The 24,917-nt window shown below is 36.6% G+C and carries 29 protein-coding genes; 19 read left to right on the forward strand and 10 right to left on the reverse strand.

The window, feature by feature from the left end:
- Positions 1 to 3: 3 nt before the first annotated feature.
- The gene (locus CPT03_RS08725; RefSeq protein WP_099438494.1) at positions 4 to 543 is read right to left on the reverse strand and encodes a DUF4142 domain-containing protein; all 540 of its coding nucleotides are present in this window, start codon (positions 541 to 543) and stop codon (positions 4 to 6) included.
- 109 nt (positions 544 to 652) lie between these two features.
- Between CPT03_RS08725 and CPT03_RS08730 the strand changes: the two genes are divergently transcribed.
- Positions 653 to 1,537 carry a helix-turn-helix domain-containing protein gene (locus CPT03_RS08730; protein ID WP_216641625.1) on the forward strand — a complete coding sequence of 295 codons (885 nt, stop codon included), beginning with the start codon at positions 653 to 655 and terminating at the stop codon, positions 1,535 to 1,537.
- A gap of 60 nt (positions 1,538 to 1,597) precedes the next feature.
- Positions 1,598 to 2,176: a DUF417 family protein gene (locus CPT03_RS08735; RefSeq protein ID WP_099438495.1), complete on the forward strand. Its 579-nt coding sequence runs from the start codon at positions 1,598 to 1,600 to the stop codon at positions 2,174 to 2,176.
- Between the two features lie 2 nt (positions 2,177 to 2,178).
- Here CPT03_RS08735 and CPT03_RS08740 read toward each other — a convergent pair whose 3' ends face one another.
- Both CPT03_RS08740 and CPT03_RS08745 read right to left on the reverse strand, forming a co-directional pair.
- Positions 2,179 to 2,736 carry a phosphatase PAP2 family protein gene (locus tag CPT03_RS08740; RefSeq protein ID WP_099438496.1) on the reverse strand — a complete coding sequence of 186 codons (558 nt, stop codon included), beginning with the start codon at positions 2,734 to 2,736 and terminating at the stop codon, positions 2,179 to 2,181.
- Between the two features lie 159 nt (positions 2,737 to 2,895).
- Entirely contained in the window at positions 2,896 to 3,828 is a 933-nt protein-coding gene (locus tag CPT03_RS08745; RefSeq protein ID WP_099438497.1) for a LysR family transcriptional regulator, read from the reverse strand.
- Between the two features lie 111 nt (positions 3,829 to 3,939).
- Between CPT03_RS08745 and CPT03_RS08750 the strand changes: the two genes are divergently transcribed.
- From CPT03_RS08750 to CPT03_RS08760, 3 genes are all read left to right on the forward strand, one after another.
- Positions 3,940 to 4,593 (forward strand): NAD(P)H-dependent oxidoreductase, encoded by a 654-nt coding sequence (locus CPT03_RS08750; protein ID WP_099441055.1) that lies wholly within the window; start codon positions 3,940 to 3,942, stop codon positions 4,591 to 4,593.
- The gene (locus CPT03_RS08755) at positions 4,544 to 4,834 is read left to right on the forward strand and encodes a putative quinol monooxygenase (RefSeq protein ID WP_099438498.1); all 291 of its coding nucleotides are present in this window, start codon (positions 4,544 to 4,546) and stop codon (positions 4,832 to 4,834) included. Before CPT03_RS08750 ends, CPT03_RS08755 begins: the two co-directional genes overlap by 50 nt.
- A 68-nt stretch (positions 4,835 to 4,902) precedes the next feature.
- On the forward strand, positions 4,903 to 5,886 hold the full coding sequence (locus CPT03_RS08760) for an aldo/keto reductase (protein ID WP_099438499.1): 984 nt from the start codon (positions 4,903 to 4,905) through the stop codon (positions 5,884 to 5,886).
- Between the two features lie 45 nt (positions 5,887 to 5,931).
- Here CPT03_RS08760 and CPT03_RS08765 read toward each other — a convergent pair whose 3' ends face one another.
- On the reverse strand, positions 5,932 to 6,384 hold the full coding sequence (locus CPT03_RS08765) for a low affinity iron permease family protein (RefSeq protein WP_099438500.1): 453 nt from the start codon (positions 6,382 to 6,384) through the stop codon (positions 5,932 to 5,934).
- A 247-nt stretch (positions 6,385 to 6,631) separates the two neighbouring features.
- Here CPT03_RS08765 and CPT03_RS08770 point away from each other — a divergent pair, with 247 nt between their 5' ends.
- A complete protein-coding gene (locus CPT03_RS08770) occupies positions 6,632 to 8,995 on the forward strand; it encodes a GAF domain-containing protein (protein WP_099438501.1) in 2,364 nt (787 codons plus the stop codon).
- Positions 8,996 to 9,082: 87 nt separating this feature from the next.
- Positions 9,083 to 9,262 (forward strand): hypothetical protein, encoded by a 180-nt coding sequence (locus CPT03_RS08775; protein WP_099438502.1) that lies wholly within the window; start codon positions 9,083 to 9,085, stop codon positions 9,260 to 9,262.
- Here CPT03_RS08775 and CPT03_RS08780 read toward each other — a convergent pair.
- The 3 genes from CPT03_RS08780 to CPT03_RS08790 all read right to left on the reverse strand — a co-directional run bounded on the left by CPT03_RS08780 (position 9,251) and on the right by CPT03_RS08790 (position 11,144).
- Positions 9,251 to 9,904: a YceH family protein gene (locus CPT03_RS08780; protein ID WP_099438503.1), complete on the reverse strand. Its 654-nt coding sequence runs from the start codon at positions 9,902 to 9,904 to the stop codon at positions 9,251 to 9,253. The two genes, CPT03_RS08775 and CPT03_RS08780, sit on opposite strands and share 12 nt — an antisense overlap.
- A 6-nt stretch (positions 9,905 to 9,910) precedes the next feature.
- Positions 9,911 to 10,906, reverse strand: a complete 996-nt coding sequence (mgrA, locus tag CPT03_RS08785; protein WP_099438504.1) for an L-glyceraldehyde 3-phosphate reductase — start codon at positions 10,904 to 10,906, stop codon at positions 9,911 to 9,913.
- Positions 10,907 to 10,967: 61 nt separating this feature from the next.
- Complete coding sequence (locus CPT03_RS08790) at positions 10,968 to 11,144, reverse strand: histone H1 (protein WP_099438505.1); 177 nt, start codon at positions 11,142 to 11,144, stop codon at positions 10,968 to 10,970.
- Between the two features lie 161 nt (positions 11,145 to 11,305).
- Here CPT03_RS08790 and CPT03_RS08795 point away from each other — a divergent pair, with 161 nt between their 5' ends.
- From CPT03_RS08795 to CPT03_RS08810, 4 genes are all read left to right on the forward strand, one after another.
- Positions 11,306 to 11,677 (forward strand): response regulator transcription factor, encoded by a 372-nt coding sequence (locus CPT03_RS08795; RefSeq protein ID WP_099438506.1) that lies wholly within the window; start codon positions 11,306 to 11,308, stop codon positions 11,675 to 11,677.
- Between the two features lie 78 nt (positions 11,678 to 11,755).
- Positions 11,756 to 12,220, forward strand: coding sequence for an antitoxin Xre/MbcA/ParS toxin-binding domain-containing protein (locus tag CPT03_RS08800; RefSeq protein WP_099438507.1), 465 nt, complete (start codon positions 11,756 to 11,758; stop codon positions 12,218 to 12,220).
- Between the two features lie 2 nt (positions 12,221 to 12,222).
- On the forward strand, positions 12,223 to 12,672 hold the full coding sequence (locus CPT03_RS08805) for an RES family NAD+ phosphorylase (protein ID WP_099438508.1): 450 nt from the start codon (positions 12,223 to 12,225) through the stop codon (positions 12,670 to 12,672).
- A gap of 576 nt (positions 12,673 to 13,248) precedes the next feature.
- Complete coding sequence (locus tag CPT03_RS08810) at positions 13,249 to 13,626, forward strand: GreA/GreB family elongation factor (RefSeq protein ID WP_099438509.1); 378 nt, start codon at positions 13,249 to 13,251, stop codon at positions 13,624 to 13,626.
- A gap of 4 nt (positions 13,627 to 13,630) precedes the next feature.
- Here the strand turns inward: CPT03_RS08810 and CPT03_RS08815 are convergent, their stop codons facing one another.
- Complete coding sequence (locus CPT03_RS08815) at positions 13,631 to 14,401, reverse strand: queuosine precursor transporter (RefSeq protein ID WP_099438510.1); 771 nt, start codon at positions 14,399 to 14,401, stop codon at positions 13,631 to 13,633.
- Positions 14,402 to 14,468: 67 nt separating this feature from the next.
- Between CPT03_RS08815 and CPT03_RS08820 the strand changes: the two genes are divergently transcribed.
- The 6 genes from CPT03_RS08820 to CPT03_RS08845 are packed head-to-tail and all read left to right on the forward strand — an operon-like array spanning position 14,469 to position 20,996.
- Positions 14,469 to 15,614 carry a methionine aminotransferase gene (locus tag CPT03_RS08820; RefSeq protein WP_099438511.1) on the forward strand — a complete coding sequence of 382 codons (1,146 nt, stop codon included), beginning with the start codon at positions 14,469 to 14,471 and terminating at the stop codon, positions 15,612 to 15,614.
- 24 nt (positions 15,615 to 15,638) lie between these two features.
- Entirely contained in the window at positions 15,639 to 16,442 is an 804-nt protein-coding gene (locus tag CPT03_RS08825) for a nitrilase family protein (RefSeq protein WP_172954154.1), read from the forward strand.
- Positions 16,443 to 16,458: 16 nt separating this feature from the next.
- A complete protein-coding gene (locus CPT03_RS08830) occupies positions 16,459 to 17,493 on the forward strand; it encodes a N(4)-(beta-N-acetylglucosaminyl)-L-asparaginase (protein WP_099441057.1) in 1,035 nt (344 codons plus the stop codon).
- A gap of 3 nt (positions 17,494 to 17,496) precedes the next feature.
- Positions 17,497 to 18,237 (forward strand): copper homeostasis protein CutC, encoded by a 741-nt coding sequence (locus tag CPT03_RS08835; RefSeq protein WP_099438512.1) that lies wholly within the window; start codon positions 17,497 to 17,499, stop codon positions 18,235 to 18,237.
- Between the two features lie 33 nt (positions 18,238 to 18,270).
- Positions 18,271 to 20,058 carry a translation elongation factor 4 gene (gene lepA, locus CPT03_RS08840; RefSeq protein WP_099438513.1) on the forward strand — a complete coding sequence of 596 codons (1,788 nt, stop codon included), beginning with the start codon at positions 18,271 to 18,273 and terminating at the stop codon, positions 20,056 to 20,058.
- Between the two features lie 56 nt (positions 20,059 to 20,114).
- On the forward strand, positions 20,115 to 20,996 hold the full coding sequence (locus CPT03_RS08845) for a bifunctional 5,10-methylenetetrahydrofolate dehydrogenase/5,10-methenyltetrahydrofolate cyclohydrolase (RefSeq protein ID WP_099438514.1): 882 nt from the start codon (positions 20,115 to 20,117) through the stop codon (positions 20,994 to 20,996).
- Positions 20,997 to 21,024: 28 nt separating this feature from the next.
- Here the strand turns inward: CPT03_RS08845 and CPT03_RS08850 are convergent, their stop codons facing one another.
- Positions 21,025 to 21,354, reverse strand: a complete 330-nt coding sequence (locus CPT03_RS08850) for a Rieske (2Fe-2S) protein (RefSeq protein ID WP_245870009.1) — start codon at positions 21,352 to 21,354, stop codon at positions 21,025 to 21,027.
- A 148-nt stretch (positions 21,355 to 21,502) separates the two neighbouring features.
- Between CPT03_RS08850 and CPT03_RS08855 the strand changes: the two genes are divergently transcribed.
- On the forward strand, positions 21,503 to 22,126 hold the full coding sequence (locus CPT03_RS08855; RefSeq protein ID WP_099438516.1) for a 7-carboxy-7-deazaguanine synthase QueE: 624 nt from the start codon (positions 21,503 to 21,505) through the stop codon (positions 22,124 to 22,126).
- 49 nt (positions 22,127 to 22,175) lie between these two features.
- Entirely contained in the window at positions 22,176 to 24,074 is a 1,899-nt protein-coding gene (locus CPT03_RS08860; protein WP_099438517.1) for an OmpA family protein, read from the forward strand.
- A gap of 17 nt (positions 24,075 to 24,091) precedes the next feature.
- Here CPT03_RS08860 and kdsA read toward each other — a convergent pair whose 3' ends face one another.
- Positions 24,092 to 24,907 carry a 3-deoxy-8-phosphooctulonate synthase gene (gene kdsA / locus CPT03_RS08865; protein WP_099438518.1) on the reverse strand — a complete coding sequence of 272 codons (816 nt, stop codon included), beginning with the start codon at positions 24,905 to 24,907 and terminating at the stop codon, positions 24,092 to 24,094.
- Positions 24,908 to 24,917: the final 10 nt, after the last annotated feature.

The raw sequence follows: 24,917 nt of genomic DNA on the forward strand, positions 1-24,917 counted from the left end.
AATTTATTTAAATTTCATTTGTACCATCTCAGCGTGGCTTAAATGTACTTTTAATGCCGGAACCACCTTTTCCAGCAAAGCTTTTAGTTCTGCGTTTTTAGATGATGGGATTAACAAACCCTCAACTGCGCCAATAACCGCTTTATGATAAGCTACTTCATTGTCTATATAGGCCTTATCAAATGCTTTTCCTGATTTTGAAAGCAAAGTTTTTTTTGTTACTTCGGCATCAGCCATTAGCTTTTTACTTACGGCATTGTCTTTAGGTGTAACTTTTAGCTTAGTAACTAATGCCACAGCCTGTGCAATAACTGCTTTGTGATCATTTGACATGGTTTCAGCAAACTTAAGAATATCAACATTCTTTGATTTTGCTTTAGCTACCGTTGCATAGTTAATATCGATCTGGTTGGCAGTAACTGCAACAGAAGCCACTTCGGCATCATTGAGTTTAGGGGTCTGAGCTAGTAATGTTGCTGTAAACACTACTGATAATGCCATTGTAATAATACTGGAAGATGCTAACGTTTTAATCATTTTCATGTTTCTAAGATTTATTTGTTCATTTATATATTAGAGATTGCCTGATTAAAAAGGGTTACATTTTTATCTGTTGTTCAGTATAGAAAATATTAATAATTTTATAGAACATATGATGGCAAGTAAAGAAGTTGTAATCCAGGAGCTCATTTCGAAGTCCGGAGAACAACTGTTAAGTGTAAAAGAAACCACATACAAAGACCTCAGCACACCTGCTCAGTCTGCAATGTATACCGTGTTATTTATTAAAGAAGGAAAAGGCTTATACCATGCCGACTTCGGTATTTTTCCTTTTGCTGCTCCTGCCCTACTATTCTCTACCCCGCTGCAGGTAATTCATCTGCAAAAAGCAGAATCTGTAAAATGCACCCAGCTACAGTTTCATGGCGATTTCTATTGCATTGAATTTCACCGTACCGAGGTACGCTGCAACGGTCTACTGTTTAACAACATCTATGTAGATCCAATTGTCGCACTATCTGACAAAGAAGCAAAAGTATTTAGCAAACTTGTAGATGATTTAAGAGAAGAACTGAGCCATCCAACCCTTTCTGATATAGTTCCAAGAGCATATTTGCAGCTTTTTTTAGCAAAATCGAGCAGCATTAAAATGAATGGTCCGTTTAATATAAACGCCGATAGAGAGCGTGATGAACTGATGGAACAGTTTAGCCAATTATTAGACCAGCACTACCTTACTTTGCGCAAACCATCAGATTATGCCGACTTGCTTTCTATGTCAAGAGATAATTTCACCCGTCGCTGTACACGCTATTTCAGAAAGTCACCTTCGCAATTAATTCAGGAAAAACTAATACTCGAGGCAAAAAAGCAACTTCATTTAACCAGGCAAACCATTAAGGAAATTGCCTATAACTTACAATTTCAGGACGAGTTCTATTTTAGCCGTGTCTTTAAAAAATTCACTAAAGTTTCGCCGCAAGCCTTTAGAGATAAAACAGGAATTTCAATTGTTGCGGATATGTCCAAGGATTAGCCCCATTTGTCCATGTTATGCCTATCGGGATTGCTATAGATTTGTATAAAAATCAATAGCATGAAAAGTTCAATTATAAATACAATAGCCAATCTAGACCAATTAGGCAAAAATGCAATCCGCTTTGGAATCGTTGTTGTCTTTCTATGGATAGGCGGTTTAAAATTTTTCACTTACGAAGCCGATGGCGTTGTTCCATTCGTAGCAAACAGTCCTTTTATGTCCTTCTTTTATAACCATCCAGATGAGTATAAAGACCATATGAATAAAGAGGGTGATTTGATTCCGGCCAATCATCAATGGCATATCGCTAACAATACTTATGGCTTTTCGGCAGGCTTAGGCGTATTTCTAATTACACTTGGTTTATTAGTTGCCTTACATAAGGTAGCTCCATTAGCTAGTATGATTGGCAGTGGATTTATATTTCTGATGTCGCTTGGTACACTATCATTTTTAATTACAACTCCCGAAAGCTGGGTACCTCACCTTACGGATGAGCAATGGGGATTCCCTTATTTGTCTGGCCGTGGCCGACTGGTTATTAAAGATATTGTAATCCTTGGCGGAGCCATTATTACCATGAGCGAATCTGCAAAACTGTACCTTCAAAATAAAGCAAGCAAAAAAGTTGCTTAAAGCTAATTTGGCCTCATAAACTTGAACGACAAGGCTGTTCCCGTACCCAACACAGCACCAGCAGCCACATCTGTTGGGTAATGGACACCTAGGTATAAACGTGAAAAACTAACAGAACTAGCCCATAAATATGCAGGTGCAATTACATACCATTTAGGATAAGCCTGAGATAAAGCAGTAGCCGTTGTAAAGGATGTTGAAGTATGTCCAGAAGGAAATGAATAATGTGAAGGCTGATAAACAGCATTTATTTTAACATTAGCAAGAAATGGTCTTGGGCGTTTAACTGCCTTTTTAATCAGCATAGTTACAAGCGCATTAACAGCTGAGCTGCTAACTACATATAAAGCATTCTGCCTCATCTCTTTATCCTTACCAATTACACCAGCTGCAAATAAGCCAACAGGAACACCAACATTAACCAAATCATTGTTTTTAGATAAGAACATAAAGAAACCAGTTTTTTCAGGAGTCCTGGTTTTCGAAAGATCAATAAGAATCTGATCATCTAACCGTTGCAATCTGTTTTGAGCAAAACTACTCACCGGTAAAACAGACATTAAACCAATTTGAATGATCAGTAAGTATTTAAAGTATTTTATTTTCAATGCTTTATCCTCCGCTATTAGGTTACTTTAATAAATATGCACATATCTACTATTTTAAAAACAAGTCAAAATAACAGTTAGTTTCTGAATATACCATCATAAGTATATCACTTAATTAAAAATTACAGCTTGCTTATCCTGATGCTCATTAACCATTTCTTTCAAAAAGATCTCCTGAATTTGATTAACCTCATCTAAGTACATTGTTTTTCTTCTTGTGCCAAAATATAATGTGTTCTCTATTACATTATAACCCTCCCATATTTGCTTAACGTTACCAGAATCCAATTCATTTTTAGAAAGAAAATCAGGAATAACGGCAATTCCATTACCGCCGCTTAAACAACGGATAATTGAACTCATGTTAGGTACTATATAGTTGGGTTTAAAATCTGGCCGCTTACCAAAGTTCACATGCCAAAACCTTCTTAAATGCTCCATATCACCTGCTGTACCATACCATGTTTGTCGTTTTAACCAATCCTGTATTGCATTCAGATCTTTGCTTTTCAACAAAGGTTCCAGGTCATCTGTTGATGTTTTTGCCCCACCAATAACAACTATTCTTTCTTTAAAAAAGGGAGTATAAACCAGACCTTTGTAATCGCCTTTTTGGGGTGTAATGATCAGATCAAGAATACCATTATCAAGATCACTTAGCATTTGAGGATAATCTCCAAATTTAATAATTACATTAAAATCCAGAGTAGGCAGATAAGATTCAAGCGTGAACTGAAACGTTTCAAAGCACATACCAATACTTATAGTTGGTTTTTCTTTTTCCGCCGTTTTATGGAAGTGGCGCTCGGCTTCTTCTAATTTACAAAGTGATTCCTGTATGTAATTGTAAAGAATTTTACCCCGTTCGGTCGACACCATTTTTCGCGATGTCCTGTCAAAAAGCTTGTACCCTACGTACGATTCCAATGAACTTAAATGTAAACTTACACCCGGTTGCGAAACATACAATGCTTCGGCTGCCCCGGTTAGCGTACCTGTTTCATAAATAGCTTTAAAGGTTCTGAACCATTCTAAATTAACCATACCATTCTATCATAATTATAATACAAAGGTATGATTTATATTATTTTAATAGTAGAATAACTAGCCGTAATTTTGTCATAACATTTAGAAAATAAAATGAATTCTATTAAAATGGAAACGAAAAAAATATTTGTAATTAACGGAGGACAGGTTTTTGGACATTCTGGAGGCCGTTTTAATAAAACAATTTTTGATGCCACACTTCAGTTTTTCAAGAACAAAGAAGGATTTGAAATCAGATCTACAGATATCAATGACAACTACGATCCAAAACAGGAAGTTGAAAATTACGTATGGGCAGATATTGTGATTTACCATACCCCTATCTGGTGGTTTCAGGTGCCCAACGGATTAAAAAAATACATTGATGTGGTATTTACCGAAGGCCACCAAAGTGGCATTTATCATAGTGATGGCCGTTCATCTCAAAACCCGACTATAAATTATGGTACCGGCGGTATGCTACACGGTAAAAAATACATGGTTACCTCATCGTGGAATGCCCCAAAAGAAGCTTTTACTTTACCTGGAGAATTCTTTAACGAGACCAGTGTTGACGATGGTGTATTATTCGGTTTTCATCGAATGAATGCTTTTACCGGAATGAAACCATTACCTGGCCTGCACTTTCATGATGTAGAAAAGAATGCTAATATTGCAGTTGATCTTGAAAGATACACAACACATTTAAACAACATTTTTATTAATAAAGCACATGAGCATTTACTTAACAGCAATTTCCAAAGCCAAGCCACAGCATGTTGATCAGTTTAAAGCACTTCTGCTAACACTGGTAGTAGAATCCAGAAAAGAAGAAGCATGCATCCAATACGATCTTCATCAATCAACTGATAATCCTGCATTGTTCATTTTTCATGAAGAATGGGCAAGCAAAGAGGCACTTGAGTTGCATAACCAAACAGCTCATATTGCAAAATTCATAAAAGATTCTGTTGATATAATTGATGGCAATGTAACCATACATATAACAGAAAAACTTGCCTAAAGTGGCATTAAAGCATCCGCTGTCTTTTTTTAATAGAGATAGCAGATGTGTATCATAAAAAGAAAAAAATGGAATACAGAAATTTAGGAAAAACAGATTTAAACCTATCTGCAATTACTTACGGCGCCTTTGCAATAGGTGGCAATATGTGGGGTGGAAATGAGCAACAAGACTCTATTGATGCTGTTCATGCATCTTTAGATCATGGTGTTACAAGCTTAGATACTGCTCCTTTCTATGGATTTGGCCTAAGCGAAGAACTTATTGGCCAGGCAATTAAAGGTAAAGACAGAACCAAAATACAGCTATTAAGTAAATTCGGTTTAGTTTGGGATGGTAGCAATAACGGAAAAGGCGAGTTCTTTTTTGATGCTAACGACAACGGAAAAACCTTACCAGTATATAAATACACTGCCAAAGCCAACATTATTAAAGAAGTTGAAGAAAGCTTAAAAAGATTAGGCACAGACTATCTTGATTTATTACAGTTGCACTGGCCGGATGCTACAACTCCAATAAGCGAAACTATGGAAGCACTTGAAAGCCTCATCCAACAAGGAAAAATCAGAGCTGCAGGGGTAAGTAATTATAGTTTGGATCAGTTAAAAGAAGCCGAAAAATCAATCAGCCTTGCTTCTAATCAACTCTCTTACAGTATGCTTAACAGAGCAATAGAAAAAGATGTGATCCCTTATACTATAGAAAACAATATTGGAATTATAGCCTATAGCCCTTTAGAAAGAGGTTTACTTACCGGTAAATATTTTAAAGATGCCACCTTAAAATCAGACGATCATAGAAATGGTTACTTTGGCCAGTTCGATCCTGAAAAGGTAAAATCATTTCTAAATGCAATAGAGCCTTTGGCAATCAGTAAAAATGCTTCCTTATCTCAGTTGGTTTTAAGGTGGACAACCTTGCAACCTGGTATAACAATAGTACTAGCAGGTGCCAGAAATGCCACCCAGGCAATAGATAATGCAAAAGCAATTAACATTTCAATTAATAATGATGAATTGGAATTTATTAATAAGGAACTGGCAAAACTGTAGTTCTTATTTTATAAACAATACTTCAAAGAAGAGCTCTTGAAACAATCAAAGAGCTCTTTTTTCTTTTTTCATTTTATGCAAATTTACAGCTGCATCTATAGAATGCGAGGTATGTATATCATTATCGGCTTCAGATATATCTGAAAGTTTCTGATAGTATTTATGAAGAACATCCAGTTCAGATTCTGTTAAATCCTCAATATCAACCATCCTGTTGCTGGCATGCCTGCTTGCCGCTATCAATTCATTTAGTTTAAGCTGAATAGCTTTTGAATCTTTATTTTGAGATTTCTGAATAAGGAAAACCATTAAAAACGTAATTATTGTGGTACCTGTATTGATAACAAGCTGCCAGGTATCAGAATAATTAAAAATGGGACCCGAAAGTATCCATGCAATGACAATTAAAAATGCCACACAAAAAGCCATAGGGCTTCCTGTCCAGTTTGTGATTTTTGTAGATGCTTTTTCAAAGAAATTTCCAGAAGTATTTTTCATAACAGCTAATAATTTTTAATGGTTTAAATCTTAATAAATCTAATCAAATAATGTTTGTTCACTTAATATAATTAATTAACAATAACACCATGATCCACAGTATGTTTTACATAAAACAGCATAGATTTCAACATATTATTCTGCTGAAAATGAATATTTTTAAATAAATTTGAATCAGAATGTTACATATTGACTTTGCATACATCTAAAGTCAGTACCTTCATCCTAATGAAGTAAAATATCCGAAATGAAAACAATTGTCCTAGACGTTTCTGGAAACAAAGCACATTCACTTGAAGTTGATTCTGCAATCTCCTTCAGGCCATTTATACAATACCTTAAAGAAAGGGTAAAAGGCGAAAAAACCGTTAAAGGTGCATTATATAAAACAGCCCTTAAAGAATTTAAGAAATATGATGTTGATGACACAGATATTCCACTTGAAAACATACATAATTACGAAAGCCTGCTCGAAAACATGTATGCCTGCCTTACTCCAGCACTTGCAACAGAAGAAAAGCTAGCCTGGGGCTTATGTTTTCCTTTACAGCCCGTAACATTTTACGGTACAGAACTGATGTACCAATTGCTAGAAAACAAAAAGAATGATCAGGATTCATATGTGGTTTCCAAAACTCCAGCCGAATATCATAAAGAGCGGTTGCAACTGGTTTATTCTTTCATTTTAAAGGAACTTTATAATTTTCATGTACCTGTAAAAATGCACCAATACCATGCAGGTATAAAATCCGATACAGGCCTTTTAGGCTATTTTCATGTAAACCTTAATACAGATTTTATAGAAGTTACCCCTAAAGGCGAATTACCGCCGCTTAATTTCAGGGAGCTTCAACAATATATAGGAGAAGGTTCCAGCTACGAAATACTTGAAAAAATATTACCGCTTAATCTTTTCCGTTTTAGAGGCATCTCTGTAATTACAGTATCAGATGTAACTGCTATTCAGGCGGTAGAAAATATAAAAAACATACGGCTAACACGTACTCCTGGCGACCAGGAGGCTACTTACAGCGACGTTATCCAATCACTAAAAACAATAGTCCAAAATAATAAAATTGAGTTTGATCTGTTTCCCTTCGTAAAAGTTAACAACAAACCTGTTTATGGCAATGTAAAAGGAGGAACGGGTATACTATTCTCCGTTTGGGGCGAAGACAATTTAGATCCTGAAACTTTTCAGCAGTATGCAGAGGGCTATTCTGCTAACCCCGACTCATTCTTTTCTCCTGATATTCTGGCCGAAGATCCAGTTGTATTTCACTGGCTTCATCACTTTGTAAAACTAGGGGTTAAATCACTTGCCCTCACTCCCGTTTTTTACGACCATTCAATTGTTGGTGTATTAGCCGTACACACCTGGGAAGGTGAAACTTTTGATGAAAAAATACTTGCGCTACTTGAGCCTGCCATAGCACCAATAGCGCAGCTATTACAGATTTATATTGATGAATTTAACCTGGAACTAGAGAATATAATAAAAGAGAAGTTCACCTCCATCCAGCCTTCTGTTCAATGGAAATTTAATGAAGTGGCGTGGCATCATATGCACGACAAAAAGAAGCATTTGCCAATCAGAAATGAAGACATTAGCTTTAAAGAGGTATATCCTTTTTATGGTGCTATTGACATCAGAAACTCTACCGTTGAAAGAAATATGGCCAGTAAGGCCGATCTGAGCCATCATTTAAACATACTATCTCAAATACTTGATCAACTAAAAGATCATCATTACTCTTCTTTAATGGAAGAGATGATTTTCAATTCAAGAAAATGGCAACAGGTACTTTTACAAGAAGTATTAAACACCCAGGACGAAACCAATCTGAATAGCTTTTTGAAGGAAGAATCTAGTGATTATCTGTTCCATTTATCACAGCAGGAACCTAAGCTCAAAAAATTAATTGATGATTATTTACTGCTAACCGGAATTGCAGATGGCGATGTTCATAAAAACAGATATGCCCTTGAAGTTTCCATGCAGATGATAAATACCGCAATTAATAACTTTTTTGAAGCAGAAAAAGAGAAATTACAGCAATCATATCCTTGTTATTTCGAAAAATTCAGAACCGATGGGGTTGAATATGATATTTACATAGGCCAATCCATCTCTCCTGATAAAATATTTAATCATTTTCACCTAAAAAACCTAAGGCTGTGGCAACTTTCATCTATGGCCAATGTAGTTAGGCTTACCCATGCCTTACTGCCTGCCATGCCAACTAAGCTTTACACTACTCAGCTTTTGTTTATCCATAATCATACAATAGACATTAGTTTCAGAGCCGATGAGCGTAAATTTGATGTAGAGGGTGCATATAACATCAGGTACCAAATGATAAAAAAACGAATTGATAAAGTTCACATCAGAGGTACTAATGAACGTTTAACACAACCAGATAAGATAGCGCTGATCTATTTTAATAAACGTGATATTGATGATTATCTTCCATTTATTACCTATTTACAGGAAACAGGAGTGCTGGATCTGGGGCTTGAAGAACTTGATTTGGAGGATTTACAGGGGCTAAGCGGCTTAAAGGCATTAAGAGTTGGCGTTGTACATCCAGAAAAACCGAACAACATTTAGCCATAGATATGTCATATACTTTTAAAAGTATTTACTTTTAAATATTAGTATATACTTTTGACTAAATTAACTATTTAGTCAAAACTTATGAAAAGTATTTTACCTCTCTTTGGTCTTTTATTGCTGCTAAGTGCTTGCGGTAATACAGAGAAAATGCAACTAAGAGCCCCTGAGCCTCAGGTTGCTGAAGCAAAAACAGATAGCATCGCAGTTATAGCTAAAGACAGCACAAAAACTGATTCAGCCAAAACTCCTTTACCCCATTAATTCTTTCATAAGCTTATCAAAGTCGGCTTTCATTATTGCAAGCTCTTCTTCTACTTTTGCCAATCGCTGCTCCAAATCACTTGCCGGTTTACTGTAATTATCATCAGGCGAATCATCTTGTGTTAAATCAGGCGTTCCGCTCAATAAATGTACATAACGCATTTCCTTTTGTCCGGCACGCTTAGGCAGCTGCAAAACATAAGGCATTTCCGGATCCGATAACCTTTCAAGTACAGATTGTACTTCTTCTAACGATTCAAACTCATATAATCTGCCAGAATTGGTATTTAATTCGCCCGGGGTTTGCGCTCCTCTTAGCATCAGCAAACAAATTATAGCCACTTCCTGAGGGGTTACCGGAAAAACGATAGCAAAATTGTGTTTATACTTAATGCTTCTACTTGCACCACCTGTTGCAGTAGAAATTAAACTCTTTCTTTTTAAAGTATCCAGAGTCAACATTACAGTCTGCTCATCATATTGTACAACTGGCTTACGTGAGGTTTTTTGATTGCAGGCCGCTGTAATAGCATTGATTGTCATCGGATAATATTCAGGCGTGGTCTTGGATTTCTCCATTAATACACCTAAAACACGAAGTTCTTCAGCATTTAAAACCGGCAGGGTTTGAGGTGAATCCATTAAGCTTTAAGAATTTGATAAAATTAGATTAATCCTGTTTAATTCATCTTCAGTAAAGCTGGTATTTTCAAGGCACTTTAATGAATCAGCAAGTTGTTCAGGTCTGCTTGCACCTACCAATACAGAAGTAATTCTTGGGTCGCGCAAAATCCACGACAATGCCATATGAGCCAGCTTCTGCCCTCTTTCCTGAGCTATCGCATTCAGCTTATTCAGCTGATTTAGTTTCTCCTCAGTAATTTGATCACGCTGTAAAAATCCATGAGATTTTGCAGCTCTTGAATCTTCAGGGATGCCTTTTAAATATTTATCAGTAAGCAACCCTTGCGCCAGTGGCGAAAATGGAATACAGCCTACCCCTTCGTTACCTAAAAGATCTAACAAACCATCTTCTATCCAACGCTCATACATAGAGTATTTAGGCTGATGAATAATACATGGAGTACCCAATTCTTTTAAAATTTGAATAGCACGCGCAGCCTCTTCCGGCTTGTAATTAGATATACCTACATATAATGCCTTACCCTGACGAACAATAAGATCTAACGCTGCCATGGTTTCTTCTAGCGGAGTTTCAGGATCCGGACGATGATGATAAAAAATATCAACATAATCTAATCCCATTCTTTTTAAGCTCTGATCTAAACTCGATACCAGATACTTTTTAGAGCCCCAATCGCCATAAGGACCATCCCACATGGTATAGCCGGCCTTACTCGAAATAATCATTTCATCTCTGTAACCGGCAAAATCTCTCTTTAATAATTTACCAAAATTCTCTTCGGCTGAACCTGGAGGCGGGCCGTAGTTATTGGCAAGATCAAAGTGAGTGATACCATTATCAAAAGCTAGTTTTAATATGTTACTGCAATTTTCTAATTGATCAACATGACCAAAGTTATGCCATAGGCCTAATGAAATTGCTGGAAGCTTTAAACCACTGTTACCACAGCGGCGGTATTGCATTTGAGTATATCGGCTGGAATTGGGTGTGTATGGCATATAATAGATAAAATATTCAGTAGCGGCAAAAACCGCTACTGATATTTAAATAAATTAGTACTTATTTAGCGTTTTTTTTCTCTGTAATTTCAGTACGGATTTCCTGAGCAAGAACTTTTAAATCTTGCATAGCTTTACGTACTCTTGTACCAGCTGCATTGTTACCAGAGTTATAAAATTTCTCAGCATCAGCCTCAACAGAAGCTAACAATTCTTTAACTTTTGAAAATTTTTCCATGTTTCGTTTTTTTAATTTATAAGCCAAATATATATTATTTTGGAAATAAACGCGCATAACTTCACTTCTATTGCACTTTTTGTACCCGGCCTTCTTTTTTTTAAAACCTTTTATAAGCTTACAGGTTATTTTTTAAGGGAGCTTACACAAATGATTATGCTATGACCAAACTTATACATGTTGTTGAGGATGACGAAGATATCCGTTTTATAGTTGAATACCTATTGACAGAAGCAGGTTATGAGGTTACTACTTCGGGCAGTGCAAAAGATTTTTTTGAAAAAATAGCCATTCAGCTACCTGAATTGATACTTTTAGATGTAATGTTGCCCGATGGCAATGGTATAAATATTTGCAGAACTCTAAAATCAGATACAAGAACCGGGCATATTTCTATCATAATTATGTCGTCCCATGCTGCCGAAAGAGCGGTTTTAGAAGAAGCCTGTGCCGATGGTTTTATCAGTAAACCTTTTGATCTGGACCACATGCTCAGCTTCGTTAAACAGGTTTTAAACAACCGTGATGAATAGCAGCAAAAACAAACTGGAAAAAATTCCATAAATAATAGAAAAAATTCCTATATTTGTTTTGTATTAGATAAAAGCATTATGGCAACTACTCCAAAACCATATAAAACAAAATCAAAAGTACCTGTTGTTTCAGAGAGCGCGGTTATTGCGTCTTATCAGTCGCTGTATGGCAATCCAATAAGCGTACTTACCAATTCTAAAAACGGATTATCGGCAAAAGCCGCTCTTGATTTTCTTAATCTTTCAGGTTTTACCAAAGAAGAATTTCAGGATACTTTTAAAACTAATGTAAAAACTATACAAAACTACGTTTCAAACTCATCAAAATTAGATGCTGCTTTAAGTGAAAAGCTTTTAAAATCGTTTTCTCTTTTTGATAAAGGCATTGAAATTTTTGGGTCTGCCAAGCTTTTTCATCAGTGGCTAAACACTCCTTCGTACGGCCTTGGCAACCAAACCCCTTTTGATCTTATGGATACCATTACCGGCATTACCCTAATTGAAGAAGAACTGATAAGAATTGAATACGGTGATTTAGCTTAATTATGCACGTATTTCGAATTGCATTAGCTAAATATGCATCTAAATTATTTGCTTCGGGCAGAGCCGCCCGCTGGAATCCTAATGATGTAGAAGTAATATACAGCGCAGGCTCCCGCTCACTTGCCTGCCTGGAAAATGTTGTCCACAGAAATCAGATAGGGCTAAACCAATCGTTTCAGGTAATGACTATAGAAATTCCAGACGACATAAGAATTATAACCGTAGATATTAAAAAACTACCTGCTAACTGGATTGAATACCACAACATCCCTTTAACTCAAAAAATTGGAGAAGACTGGATCAGCGAATGCAAATCCGCCATTTTAAAAGTCCCCTCTTCTATCATCATAGCAGAATACAATTACCTGATAAACCCCAATCATCAGGATTTTAAATCAATAAAATTATTAAAATCGGAACCTTTTGTTTTTGACAGAAGAATAAAAAGCTAATAACTGATGCTAAGCTGTCTTTATGGTTACAGTAAATTGCCTGTCAATTAGTAAAGCCTTGATAGGGCGTTGATTAGGCTTTAGCCCTACCAAGGCCCTACGAAAGCCCTACTAACGCTCTGCCAATGCCCCGGCACCCGAAAGTGTCTGTCTTACCCTATTGCATCAAAGTAGTAAGTAAATTCAGGATCATTTTTTAATGTAAAAACCGATTTTCTTTTGAAATGAGGAAAAAGGTGTCGACATTAGCGATTCATGAATTACAAAAAGAACATACAAAAAGCTATTATTGATGCCTACAACAGGCACCAATTGCATGCGTATGCGCTTTTTAAGAGGTTTTTTAGAGAAAACTATCCTTTCGGTTTTAGTTTTCAAACCACAAGCAAGGACTTTATTAATTAAGCCCCGTATCATTTCGATTTTCTTTTTTCGATGCGGGGGTTAAAAGCACCTGTTACAAATCTGCTTTTTCTCATTTTTCAATTTTAATGCCTTTTCAGCAGCAGCCTGAATTGCGTATTTAACTTTTTGAAAAAAAAACAACAAATATTAATTCACAACACATTTAAGATCATGGAAACTAAATCATTATCATTATCAAAAAGCGACTTTAAATTACTAAAAGAACATTTAGAAAAATCAAATATGAGTGCTTACAACAAAGAAAAGCTAAGCAACGAATTAAAAGAAGCCACTATATATTCAGAAGAAGAACTTCCTTCGGATGTAGTTTGTTTAAAATCTGAAGCTCGTATAGCAAACACTAAAACTGGTCAGGAATTTACCTTTAAACTTGTAATGCCAGAAGAGGCTAACATTAAAGTTCAAAAAGTATCTGTATTTGCACCAATAGGAATTGCATTATTCGGTTACAGAACAAATGACATTATAACCTGGGAAATGCCCGACGGCTTACAGGAATTTAAAATACTATCAGTAAACAGGATGTAGTTAACTACCCTCTGCCTGCCATTGTTATCATCCTATGAGCCAGATCTTTTCCAAGAAACCTGTCTATAATACCATGAACAACATATAGTATTGGGGTCATTAAAATAGCTACTACAAACTTATAGGTGTAATTTACAAGACCTATGGCTGCAACCATTTGCCAGCTCCAGTGGTACTGAGGATTAAGGTAAAAGGCAATAAAGATAACTACAAAACTATCAATACATTGCGACACTAATGTTGAACCGGTGGCACGTAACCACAAGGCTTTGTCGCCGGTAATTTTCTTAATTTTATGAAAAATAAGCACATCAGCAATCTGCCCTACAAGAAAAGCAACTATAGACCCTACTATGATCCACATACCTTGCCCAAATATACCGGCAAAGGCATTGTTCATATTTAAGGGCTGGCCGTTAATGTTTTGGGTAACCCAAAAATCGGATGGTTGCAGATGCATAGCCCCACCCACAACAATAAACGCATATGCTATTAAAATGGCTGTTAAAATTGACAAATAACGAACTTGCTTTACCCCGAAATACTCATTAATAATATCTGTCATGATAAATATAATGGGCCAGGTTAGAACTCCTGCCGACATATTATACGAAAGATTGGGTACGCCCAGTAAATTAATATTAAACTTTTCGATACCAAGTGTACCTTCTACTGTAAATATCTTTACCCCAATAAACTCTGAGAGTATGGCATTTGCCACAAAGAAGCTTCCTAAAATAAGCAGTAACCTGCTCTCTTTTGTTTTAAAAGTCATAGCAGGTTGAAATTATTAAATAATTCTGATATAACGGGATAAATATTATTTCTATTTTCGCTTAAACATGATCTCAATACATTCCAAATTACCAACAGTTGGCACCACTATTTTTACAGTGATGTCTAAACTAGCTGAAGAACACAATGCTATAAATCTATCGCAAGGATTTCCCGATTACGAATGCGACCCTAAACTGATAGATTTTGTAACTGATGCAATGAAGAAGGGCTTTAATCAATATGCACCAATGCCCGGATTACAATCTCTAAGGGAACTTATCGCAGAAAAAGCAAACACGCTTTATAATGCTGATTATAACCCGGATACTGAGGTTACTGTTACCGCTGGTGGTACACAGGCCATTTTTACAGCATTATCTTCGTGCATTACCGCTGGCGATGAAGTGATTATTTTTGAACCGGCTTATGACTCTTATGCTCCTGCAATTAAATTATTGGGCGGACTGGTAAAACCTTACGAGATGGCACCGCCTGATTATGATATTGATTGGGAAATGGTAAAGAAACTCTTTACTGCTAATACAAAAATGATCATTTTAAATAGTCCTCAAAACCCTACGGGTAGCATTTTAAAAGAAAAGGACATTAAAGCACTCATTAAATTAACAAAGAATACTGATATACTTATTTTAAGTGATGAGGTATATGAGCATATCATATTTGATGGCAAAAAACATCATAGTATTGCACTGTATCCTGAACTAAGAGACAGAAGTTTTATTGTGGCGTCTTTTGGTAAATTACTGCATACAACCGGCTGGAAATTAGGCTACTGCCTTGCTCCTGCAAATTTAACAAAGGAATTTAGAAAAGTACACCAATTCAATGTTTTTAGTGTAAATACGCCTATGCAGGTTGGTGTTGCAAATTACCTTAAAGCCCCTGAAACATACATAGGCTTATCTGATTTTTTCCAGGAAAAGCGGGATTTCTTCCGTTCATTACTTGGAGAAACTAAATTTAAATTATTACCTTGTCATGGCTCTTATTTTCAATGTGTTAGCTATGCGCACTTGAATGACGAAAAAGATACGGATATGGCACAACAGCTTGTGAGGGAAAATGGAGTAGCAAGCATACCAGTTTCAGCCTTCTATGTTAAAAAAACAGATCATAAGGTATTACGTTTTTGTTTTGCTAAAAAACACGAAACATTGGAAAAAGCCGTTGAAGGACTAATGAAATTATAATTTACATCCCTTTAAATTAGAATAATGGATCAACCAAATTACCTGAACATTAGCAATCTCAAAATTACAATTTATCAGGCATATCTATTTTGGGAAAACATAGATAAAAACTTGCAGAATCTTGCCCTCCGGTTATCAATGGGGATAAAAGAAAAAACTGATCTGATCATACTTCCCGAGATGTTTAATACAGGTTTTAGCATGAATGCTCCTGCGCTTGCCGAAGAGATGAACGGAAAAACAATGCAGTGGATGGCCCAAACTGCCGAAAAATATGAATGTGTTGTAACAGGAAGTTTAATTATAAAAGAAAATAATAAATATTATAACCGTTTAATATGGATGCTGCCAGATGGTACTTTTAGCCATTACGATAAGCGCCACCTTTTTGGCTTAGGCGATGAAGATGAAAATTATACAGCTGGGAGCGACAAGGTAATTGTTGATCTGAAAGGCTGGAAAATACGTTTGGCAATTTGCTATGATCTTCGTTTCCCTGTATGGTTGCGCAACCAGAATGCCGAATATGATATATTATTATTAATTGCCAGCTGGCCTGATAAAAGATCGAGCCATTGGAATGCACTTATTCCTGCCCGTGCCATTGAAAACCAAAGTTATGTGATTGGCGCAAACAGGGTTGGACATGATGGAAAAGAAGTTTACCACAGCGGCCACTCGCAATGTATTGACCCGATGGGAAAAACTGTTTATTACAAACCCGAAGATGAAGACTTATATACCTTTAGTATAGGTTACGAAGAATTGGTTAAAACCCGCCGTAGCTTTCCTTTTTTAAGGGATGCTGATAATTTTAAAATTATTTAGTTACTTTAACCCTACAATGTTTAATCGTAGAAAATTCATAAAAACAACTGCAATATCGGCCTCCCTTCTTGCGGTAAATAAAAGTAGTATAGCTGAAATAGTTCCGGCTAAATCGGCCTCGGTTGATGTTAAACCTATCGTAATCTCTACCTGGGATTTTGGAATTGCAGCCAATCAGGCAGCATGGAAAGTTCTATCATCCGGTGGCAGGGCTTTAGATGCAGTTGAACAGGGTGTGCATGTACCCGAAGCTGATCCAAAAAATCAATCAGTAGGTTATGGTGGCTTGCCCGACAGAGACGGACACGTTACTCTTGATGCCTGTATTATGGACGAAATGGGTAACTGTGGTTCTGTAGCTGGTTTGGAGCATATTATGCACCCTATATCTGTTGCAAGGTTGGTTATGGAAAAAACCCCGCATGTAATGCTGGTTGGCGATGGTGCCCTTCAATTTGCTTTAGAAAACGGTTTTAAAAAAGAAAACCTACTTACCAAAGAAAGTGAGAAGGCTTGGAAAGAATGGCTTAAAACGGCAAAATATGCTCCGGTAATGAACATAGAGAACAAGCTTTATAAAAAAGCTGCTCCAACTAAATTACCCGGAAATCAGTACAATCACGATACTATAGGTATGCTTGCTATTGATGCAAAAGGAAATATTTCTGGCGCTTGCACAACCAGTGGAATGGCTTATAAACTGCATGGACGTGTAGGCGACAGCCCTATAATTGGTGCTGGTTTATATGTAGACAATGAAATTGGTGGTGCTACTTCTACCGGAGTTGGCGAAGAAGTGATCCGTAATGTTGGAAGTTTTCTTGTTGTAGAGCTAATGCGACAGGGCTATTCACCAGAAGATGCCTGCAAAGAAGCGGTAATGAGAATCATTAAAAAGAAACCTGAAACTGCAAAAAATATACAGGTAGGCTTCCTTGCCATCAATAAAAAAGGAGAATATGGTGCTTATGCAATTCAGCAGGGCTTTAGTTATGCCGTTTGTACTGAGCAGAAAAACGACCTTTTAATTCCTGGAAAAAGTTATTATTAGCATATGGTAAATATGGAGGTTTGCGCCAATTCTGTAAGATCTGCTCTTGCAGCTCAGGAAGGTGGTGCAATTAGGGTTGAGTTATGCGATAATTTACCTGAAGGTGGTACAACACCAAGTTATTCAACAATCGCTTTGGCAAAAAAGATGTTGTCAATAAAGGTATATCCTATTATACGGCCACGTGGCGGTGATTTTTTATACTCTGATTTGGAGTTTAATTTAATGAAAGATGATATAAAAATCTGTAAATCATTAAACTGCGACGGTGTTGTTATTGGCATTTTAAAGGCAGATGGAAGTGTGGATAAGGAAAGATGTGCTGAGCTTATTGCTGAAGCTAAACCTATGCCTGTAACATTTCACAGAGCGTTTGATATGAGTAATGACATGGAAAAGGCTTTAGAGGATATTATTGAACTTGGATGTGAGCGAATTCTTACTTCTGGCGGTGAAGCCTCGGCAATTAAGGGAGCAGATATGCTTGCCAGATTAATTAAACAGGCTGATGGAAGAATCATTATTATGCCAGGTGCAGGGGTTTCGGCAGCAAATATTGCCGATATTATTAAACTAACAGGTGCCAAAGAATTTCATGCTTCTGCAAGGCATGCAGTAAAGAGTGAAATGCAGTTTAGAAACCCAAGATTGAGCATGGGAAGTGTGGCTGATGAATTTAGTTACGATCTTACTGATAGTGAGACAGTAAAAAATTTAATCTCGCTAGCTAACAAACCTGCATAATAATCCGCTCAAAATCTTATCTTTGCGCCACTGATGAAGCATATACGTAATTTTTGCATAATTGCACATATTGACCACGGGAAAAGCACCTTGGCTGACCGTTTATTGGAGTACACCGCGACGATTACTCAACGTGAATCGCAGGCCCAGTTATTGGATAACATGGACCTTGAGCGTGAGCGAGGCATAACTATTAAAAGTCATGCCATACAAATGAATTATAAGGTTGGTGATATTGAATATAATTTTAACCTGATTGATACGCCCGGACACGTGGATTTTTCTTACGAAGTTTCGCGTTCTATAGCAGCTTGCGAAGGCGCACTGCTTATTGTTGATGCATCTCAGGGAATTCAGGCACAAACCATTTCAAATCTATACTTAGCTTTAGAGCACGATCTTGAAATTATCCCGATCCTAAATAAGATGGACTTACCAGGTGCAATGCCTGAGGAAGTAAAAGACCAGATTATTGATTTGATTGGTTGCAAGCGTGAAGAGATTATCCCTGCATCAGGAAAAACTGGTATGGGTATCCCTGATATCATTCAGGCGATTGTAGACCGTGTTCCTGCCCCTGTTGGCGACCCTGAAGCACCTTTACAGGCATTGATTTTTGACTCGGTTTTTAATCCGTTCAGAGGAATTATTGCTTATTACAAAGTAGTAAACGGTGAAATTAAAAAAGGTGATAAAGTTAAATTCATTAACACAGGTAAACAATATATAGCAGACGAAGTTGGTATCCTGAAACTGGATATGGCCCCGCGTAATGTAGTTAAAACCGGTGACGTTGGTTATATTATTTCAGGGATTAAAGAGGCCCGTGAAGTAAAAGTTGGTGATACAATTACTACTGTAGACAGACCATCTTTAGAATCTATTCAAGGCTTTGAAGAGGTTAAACCAATGGTTTTTGCTGGAATCTATCCTGTTGATACTGATGAGTTTGAAGAATTACGTGAGGCTATGCACAAATTGCAGCTTAATGATGCATCTATTGTGTTTGAGCCGGAAAGTTCTGCAGCTTTAGGTTTTGGTTTCCGTTGTGGTTTCTTAGGAATGCTACACATGGAAATTATACAGGAGCGTTTAGAGCGTGAATTTGGAATGACAGTTATTACAACTGTTCCCAACGTATCGTATATTGCTTATACTACAAAAGGCGAGGAAGTTATTGTAAATAACCCTTCGGACTTACCAGATCCAAGCAAATTGGATTCTGTTGAAGAGCCTTTTATTAAAGCGAACATTATTACCAAGGCTGAATTTGTTGGCCCTGTAATGTCACTTTGTATTCAGAAAAGAGGGACTATTGTAAATCAATCTTACCTGACTTCTGATCGTGTAGAGCTTGTTTTTGAAATGCCTATGGGAGAAATTGTTTTTGACTTTTATGATAAGCTAAAAACGATTTCAAAAGGCTATGCTTCGTTTGACTACCATCAGGTTGGTTATCGCAAATCGGACTTAGTGAGACTAGATATGTTGCTTAATGAAGAACCGGTTGATGCGTTATCGTCATTGATTCACCGCAGTAATGCATACGATTTTGGAAAGAAAATCTGTGAAAAACTTAGAGAATTAATTCCACGTCAACAATTTGAAATTAAGATACAGGCATCTATTGGAGCAAAAGTTATCGCCCGCGAAACGCTAAGCGCTTTACGTAAAGATGTTACTGCTAAGTGTTACGGTGGTGATATTTCCCGCAAACGTAAGCTATTGGAAAAACAGAAACAAGGTAAAAAACGTATGCGCCAGGTAGGAAACGTGGAAATTCCGCAAACTGCATTTATGGCGGTATTGAAATTAGATTAACTTTTGAACTAGTATTTAGTAGTTAGTACTAAATAACAACTCCTATAAAAACCAGAATGAAATTACTAGACGGAAAATTTGTATCAGAGAAAATTAAACAGGAAATAGCAGTTGAAGCTGCAGATTTTTTAGCAACCAGCGGCAGAAAGCCTCATTTGGTGGCTATTCTTGTTGGTAATGATGGTGGCAGTGAAACTTATGTTGCCAGCAAAATGAAAAACTGCGAAAAAGTTGGCTTTAAGTCTTCTCTGATCAGATACGACGTTAATGTTACTGAGGAGGAATTACTTCAAAAAGTTAAAGAAATTAATCAGGATGCTGGTGTAGATGGTTTGATTGTTCAACTTCCATTACCTAAGCATATTGATCCGGAAAAAGTAACTGAGGCTATTGATCATCGTAAGGATGTAGATGGTTTTCATCCAATCAATTTAGGACGCATGATGCGTAATTTACCATGCTTTATTCCTGCTACGCCATATGGTATTATGCTAATGCTGCAATCTTATCAAATAGATACAGTTGGTAAACATTGTGTAGTTGTAGGCAGAAGCAATATTGTAGGCAGCCCTATGAGTATACTTATGGCCCGCAATGCGAATCCTGGTAACTGTACTGTAAGTCTTACCCATAGCAGAACTACAAACCTAAAGGAAATGTGTTTACAAGGGGATATTATTATTGCCGCAATTGGCAAGAAAAACTTCATCACTGCCGATATGGTTAAGCCTGGTGCTATAGTTATTGATGTGGGTATGAACAGAGAAACTTCAACTACTACCAAATCGGGATACAAACTTTACGGAGATGTAGATTTTGATAACGTTGCTCCTATATCTTCATGGATAACACCTGTTCCTGGTGGTGTTGGCTTAATGACCATTGTTGGCTTGCTAAAAAACACACTAGCCTCGGCGAAAAAAGAAATTTATGGTTAAATGATAACAGCCTTTATTAAGGCTGTTATTATCCAAAAAGCTTTTTAATCCAGCTTTCTTTAAAGCCTACATATATCCCATCTGATCTTGTTTCTAATGGGTAAATATCAATGTAATCGCCCTGCCCTTCTGCTCCTCTTCCGTTTTCAAGATTATACTCCCAGCGATGAATAGGGCAAATTAGATTGCCATTTTTACACCATCCGCCACTTAAAATACCTCCGGCATGCGGACAGGTGTTTTGTACTACAAAAAGTTTTTGCTGATGCTTTATCAGACAGAGCTTTTTACCATCAACGTTAATTTGCTTTACAAATTCTTCGTCGGGTATTTCTGTCTCTATTTTATGCCACTTCAAAATCGGAACTCTAATTAAATTTTAAACAACTATTTTAAAATCAATGACTAAAAGATTGTCTTTTCTTCACAAATAGGTCATTTATGTTGCTCAATATACATATAATCTAATTTCCCTCGGATATTTATTTAACTTTGCAACCTTATATATGGCACATCAAATACCAGCAGACGGCACACTACTTCCTTTAATGGAAGAATTTTATACCATACAGGGAGAAGGATTTAATACTGGTAAAGCAGCTTATTTTATTCGTTTAGGAGGTTGTGATGTTGGTTGCCACTGGTGCGATGTAAAAGAGAGCTGGGATGCCGAATTACACCCGCTTACGCTAGCTGATGATATTGTTACTAAAGCAGATACTTTTCCTGGTAAGGCAGTGGTTATTACCGGTGGCGAGCCTTTGATTTACAATCTGGATTACCTTACTCAAAAGCTTCGTGAAAGAAAAATATTAACCTTTATTGAAACTTCTGGTGCATACCCCCTGTCGGGCGAATGGGATTGGATTTGCTTATCGCCAAAGAAATTTAAGGCTCCAAGACCTGACATTACACCTTTTGCAAATGAACTAAAGGTAATTGTATTTAATAAAAGTGATTTTGAATGGGCAGAGAAATATGCTGAGACAGTTTCTGAAAATTGTAAGCTTTATCTGCAGCCAGAATGGTCGAAATCAAAAGAGATTACTCCCATGATCATTGATTATGTAATGGCCAACCCAAAATGGGAAATTTCTTTACAGACACATAAATTTTTAAATATCCCATAGGTTTTCTATCTAATTCGCTATATTTAATACTTTCGATAATATAGCGTCAATGAAGAAAACATTGTTCCTATTCTTCTTATTCATTGTTGCTTTGCATACTGGTGCTCAAACCACCAATATTAAGAAAGCGCAAACCAATTTTGATAAAGCTCAGAACTATTTAAAGCAGGACAATTATGATCTTGCTGTTACCGCTTTATTGGATGCTGTAAAGGAGGATCCTTCCTTTCAATTTGCTTTTATACAGCTTGGGGACATTAATCGCAGAACAAAGAATTTTGAGGCAGCTAAAGCTGCATATGTAAGTGCATTAAATATTGGCGCAAGCAATGATGATCCACGCCTGTTTTATGGTTTAGCTGAATCTGAATTAAATACCGGTGACTACCCTAATGCATTAATTCACATTCAACTTTTTATTAAAAACTATAAAGGAACTGATAAAGAGTTCATCAACAAAGCTAATAAATACCTTAAAGATTGTGAATTTTCTATTTCAGCAATAAAATCACCTCAGAAATATGAACCGGTTAACCTTGGTAAAGAGATAAATTCCAGTTATAGAGACTACTTCCCTTCTATTACTGCAGATGGAGAGAAGTTAATTTTTAGCAGAAATATAGATGGAAATGAGGATTTTTATATTTCTAATAAAGTTAATAATGAGTGGAATACACCCACTCCTTTAAGTGATAAAATTAATACTGCAAAATTTAATGAAGGGGCGCAGTCTATCTCGCCTGACGGATCCTATTTATTTTTTACAGGCTGTAACAGACCCGATGGTTTAGGCAGGTGTGATATTTATGTGAGCCATAAAGAAGGCAACACCTGGGGCGACCCCTTTAATCTTGGATCACCTTTAAACTCACCTTTTTGGGATTCACAACCTGCAATTAGTCCTGATGGCACCACATTGTATTTTGTAAGCAACAGGCCCGGAGGCTTGGGGGGATACGACATCTGGAAAAGCACCTTAAAAGATGATGGTTACTGGGATGTTCCGAAAAATCTTGGCCCTGAAATTAATACAGCCTATGACGAACATACTCCATTTATTCATCCTGATGGTAAAACACTCTACTTTTCGTCGGACGGTTGGCCCGGATTAGGAAATAAGGATATATTTTTGAGCAGACTAGAGGACTCAGGCCATTGGGGAAAGCCAGAAAATATGGGCTATCCTATTAATACATTTAATGAAGAAACCGGCTTAATTGTAACTCCTGACGGCACAGAAGGCCTATTTTCTTCTAATTTAAAAGGGGGATTTGGCGATATGGACATTTATAGGTTTAAAATGCCTGAAAATAAAAAACCACTTCCCATTACTTACGTAAAAGGTATTGTTAAAGATAAAGAAACAGGTGCATTTATAGAGGCAAGAGTGCAGGTTGTAAATCTGAAAAATAAGAAAACTGAATATAATGACTATACTTCTAAAGAAACCGGTGATTTCCTTGCTGTAATGCCAATTGGAGGAAATTATGCCTTTAATGCCAGCGCTGATGGCTATCTATTTTATTCTGAAAATTATGAGTTGAATAACTCTTATACCAACAAACCCTTTTTATTGGAGATTTTATTGGAAAAACTTAAAGTGGGCACCAATGTAATACTCAAAAACATATTCTTTAATACTAACCAATACAACTTGTTACCTGCATCGGTTACCGAATTAAATACCCTTGCTGATCTTTTAAGGAATAATGCAAATATTAGAATTGAAATACAGGGCCATACTGATAATGTTGGGAACGTAAAGGATAATGAAAAGCTATCTATGCAGCGTGCCAAAGCTGTTTATGATTATCTTTTAGAAAATAAAATAGCCGCCGATCGCTTGACTTACAAAGGATATGGCGAAACAAAGCCAATTGCTTTAAATAATACTGAAGAAAATAGAAAGTTGAACAGGAGAACTTCTTTTGTTATAAACAAGCTCTAATCAATAGAAAAAAGCGGTTAAATAACCGCTTTTCTTAATCTTATTAGTTTAACCAAAAGATCCTCAAGCAAATCTAGATGCAGCATATTGGCTCCATCTGATTTTGCATTTGCGGGATCAGGATGCGTTTCAATAAATAAACCATCAGCTCCAACAGCAATTGCAGCTTTAGCAATTGTTTCTATTAATGCAGGTTTACCTCCAGTTACACCAGTGCTTTGATTTGGCTGTTGTAAAGAATGTGTACAATCCATAACTACAGGTACACCAAAAGATTGCATTTCTGGCAATCCACGATAATCTACAATAAGATCCTGATATCCAAAAGTATTACCTCTATCGGTAAGGATAACCTTGTTATTTCCGGCCTCTACAATTTTTTCTACAGCGAATTTCATTGATCCCGCAGATAAAAATTGTCCTTTTTTAACATTAACAACCTTATTGGTTTGAGCCGCAGCAATTAGCAAATCAGTTTGTCGGCATAAAAAAGCAGGAATCTGCAAGACATCAACATAAGCAGCAGCCATTGCAGCCTCTTCGCTTTCATGAATATCTGTAACCGTTGGCACGCCAAAGGTTTTACTTACTTTCTCTAAAATTTTAAGCGCTTTCTCGTCGCCAATTCCGGTAAAAGAACTGCCTTTAGAGCGGTTAGCTTTACGGTAAGAACCCTTAAAAATATATGGTATTTGTAGTTTATCTGTTATAGTGACTATTTTTTCGGCTATGCGTAAGGCTATTTCTTCACCTTCAATAGCACAAGGGCCAGCCATTAAAAAGAAATTACCTGATTCTTGATTTTTGAAATTATCTAAAGGGAAATTGATCATTGTTGTTTTT

The sequence above is a fragment of the Pedobacter ginsengisoli genome, assembly GCF_002736205.1.
Lineage (GTDB): Bacteria > Bacteroidota > Bacteroidia > Sphingobacteriales > Sphingobacteriaceae > Pedobacter > Pedobacter ginsengisoli_A.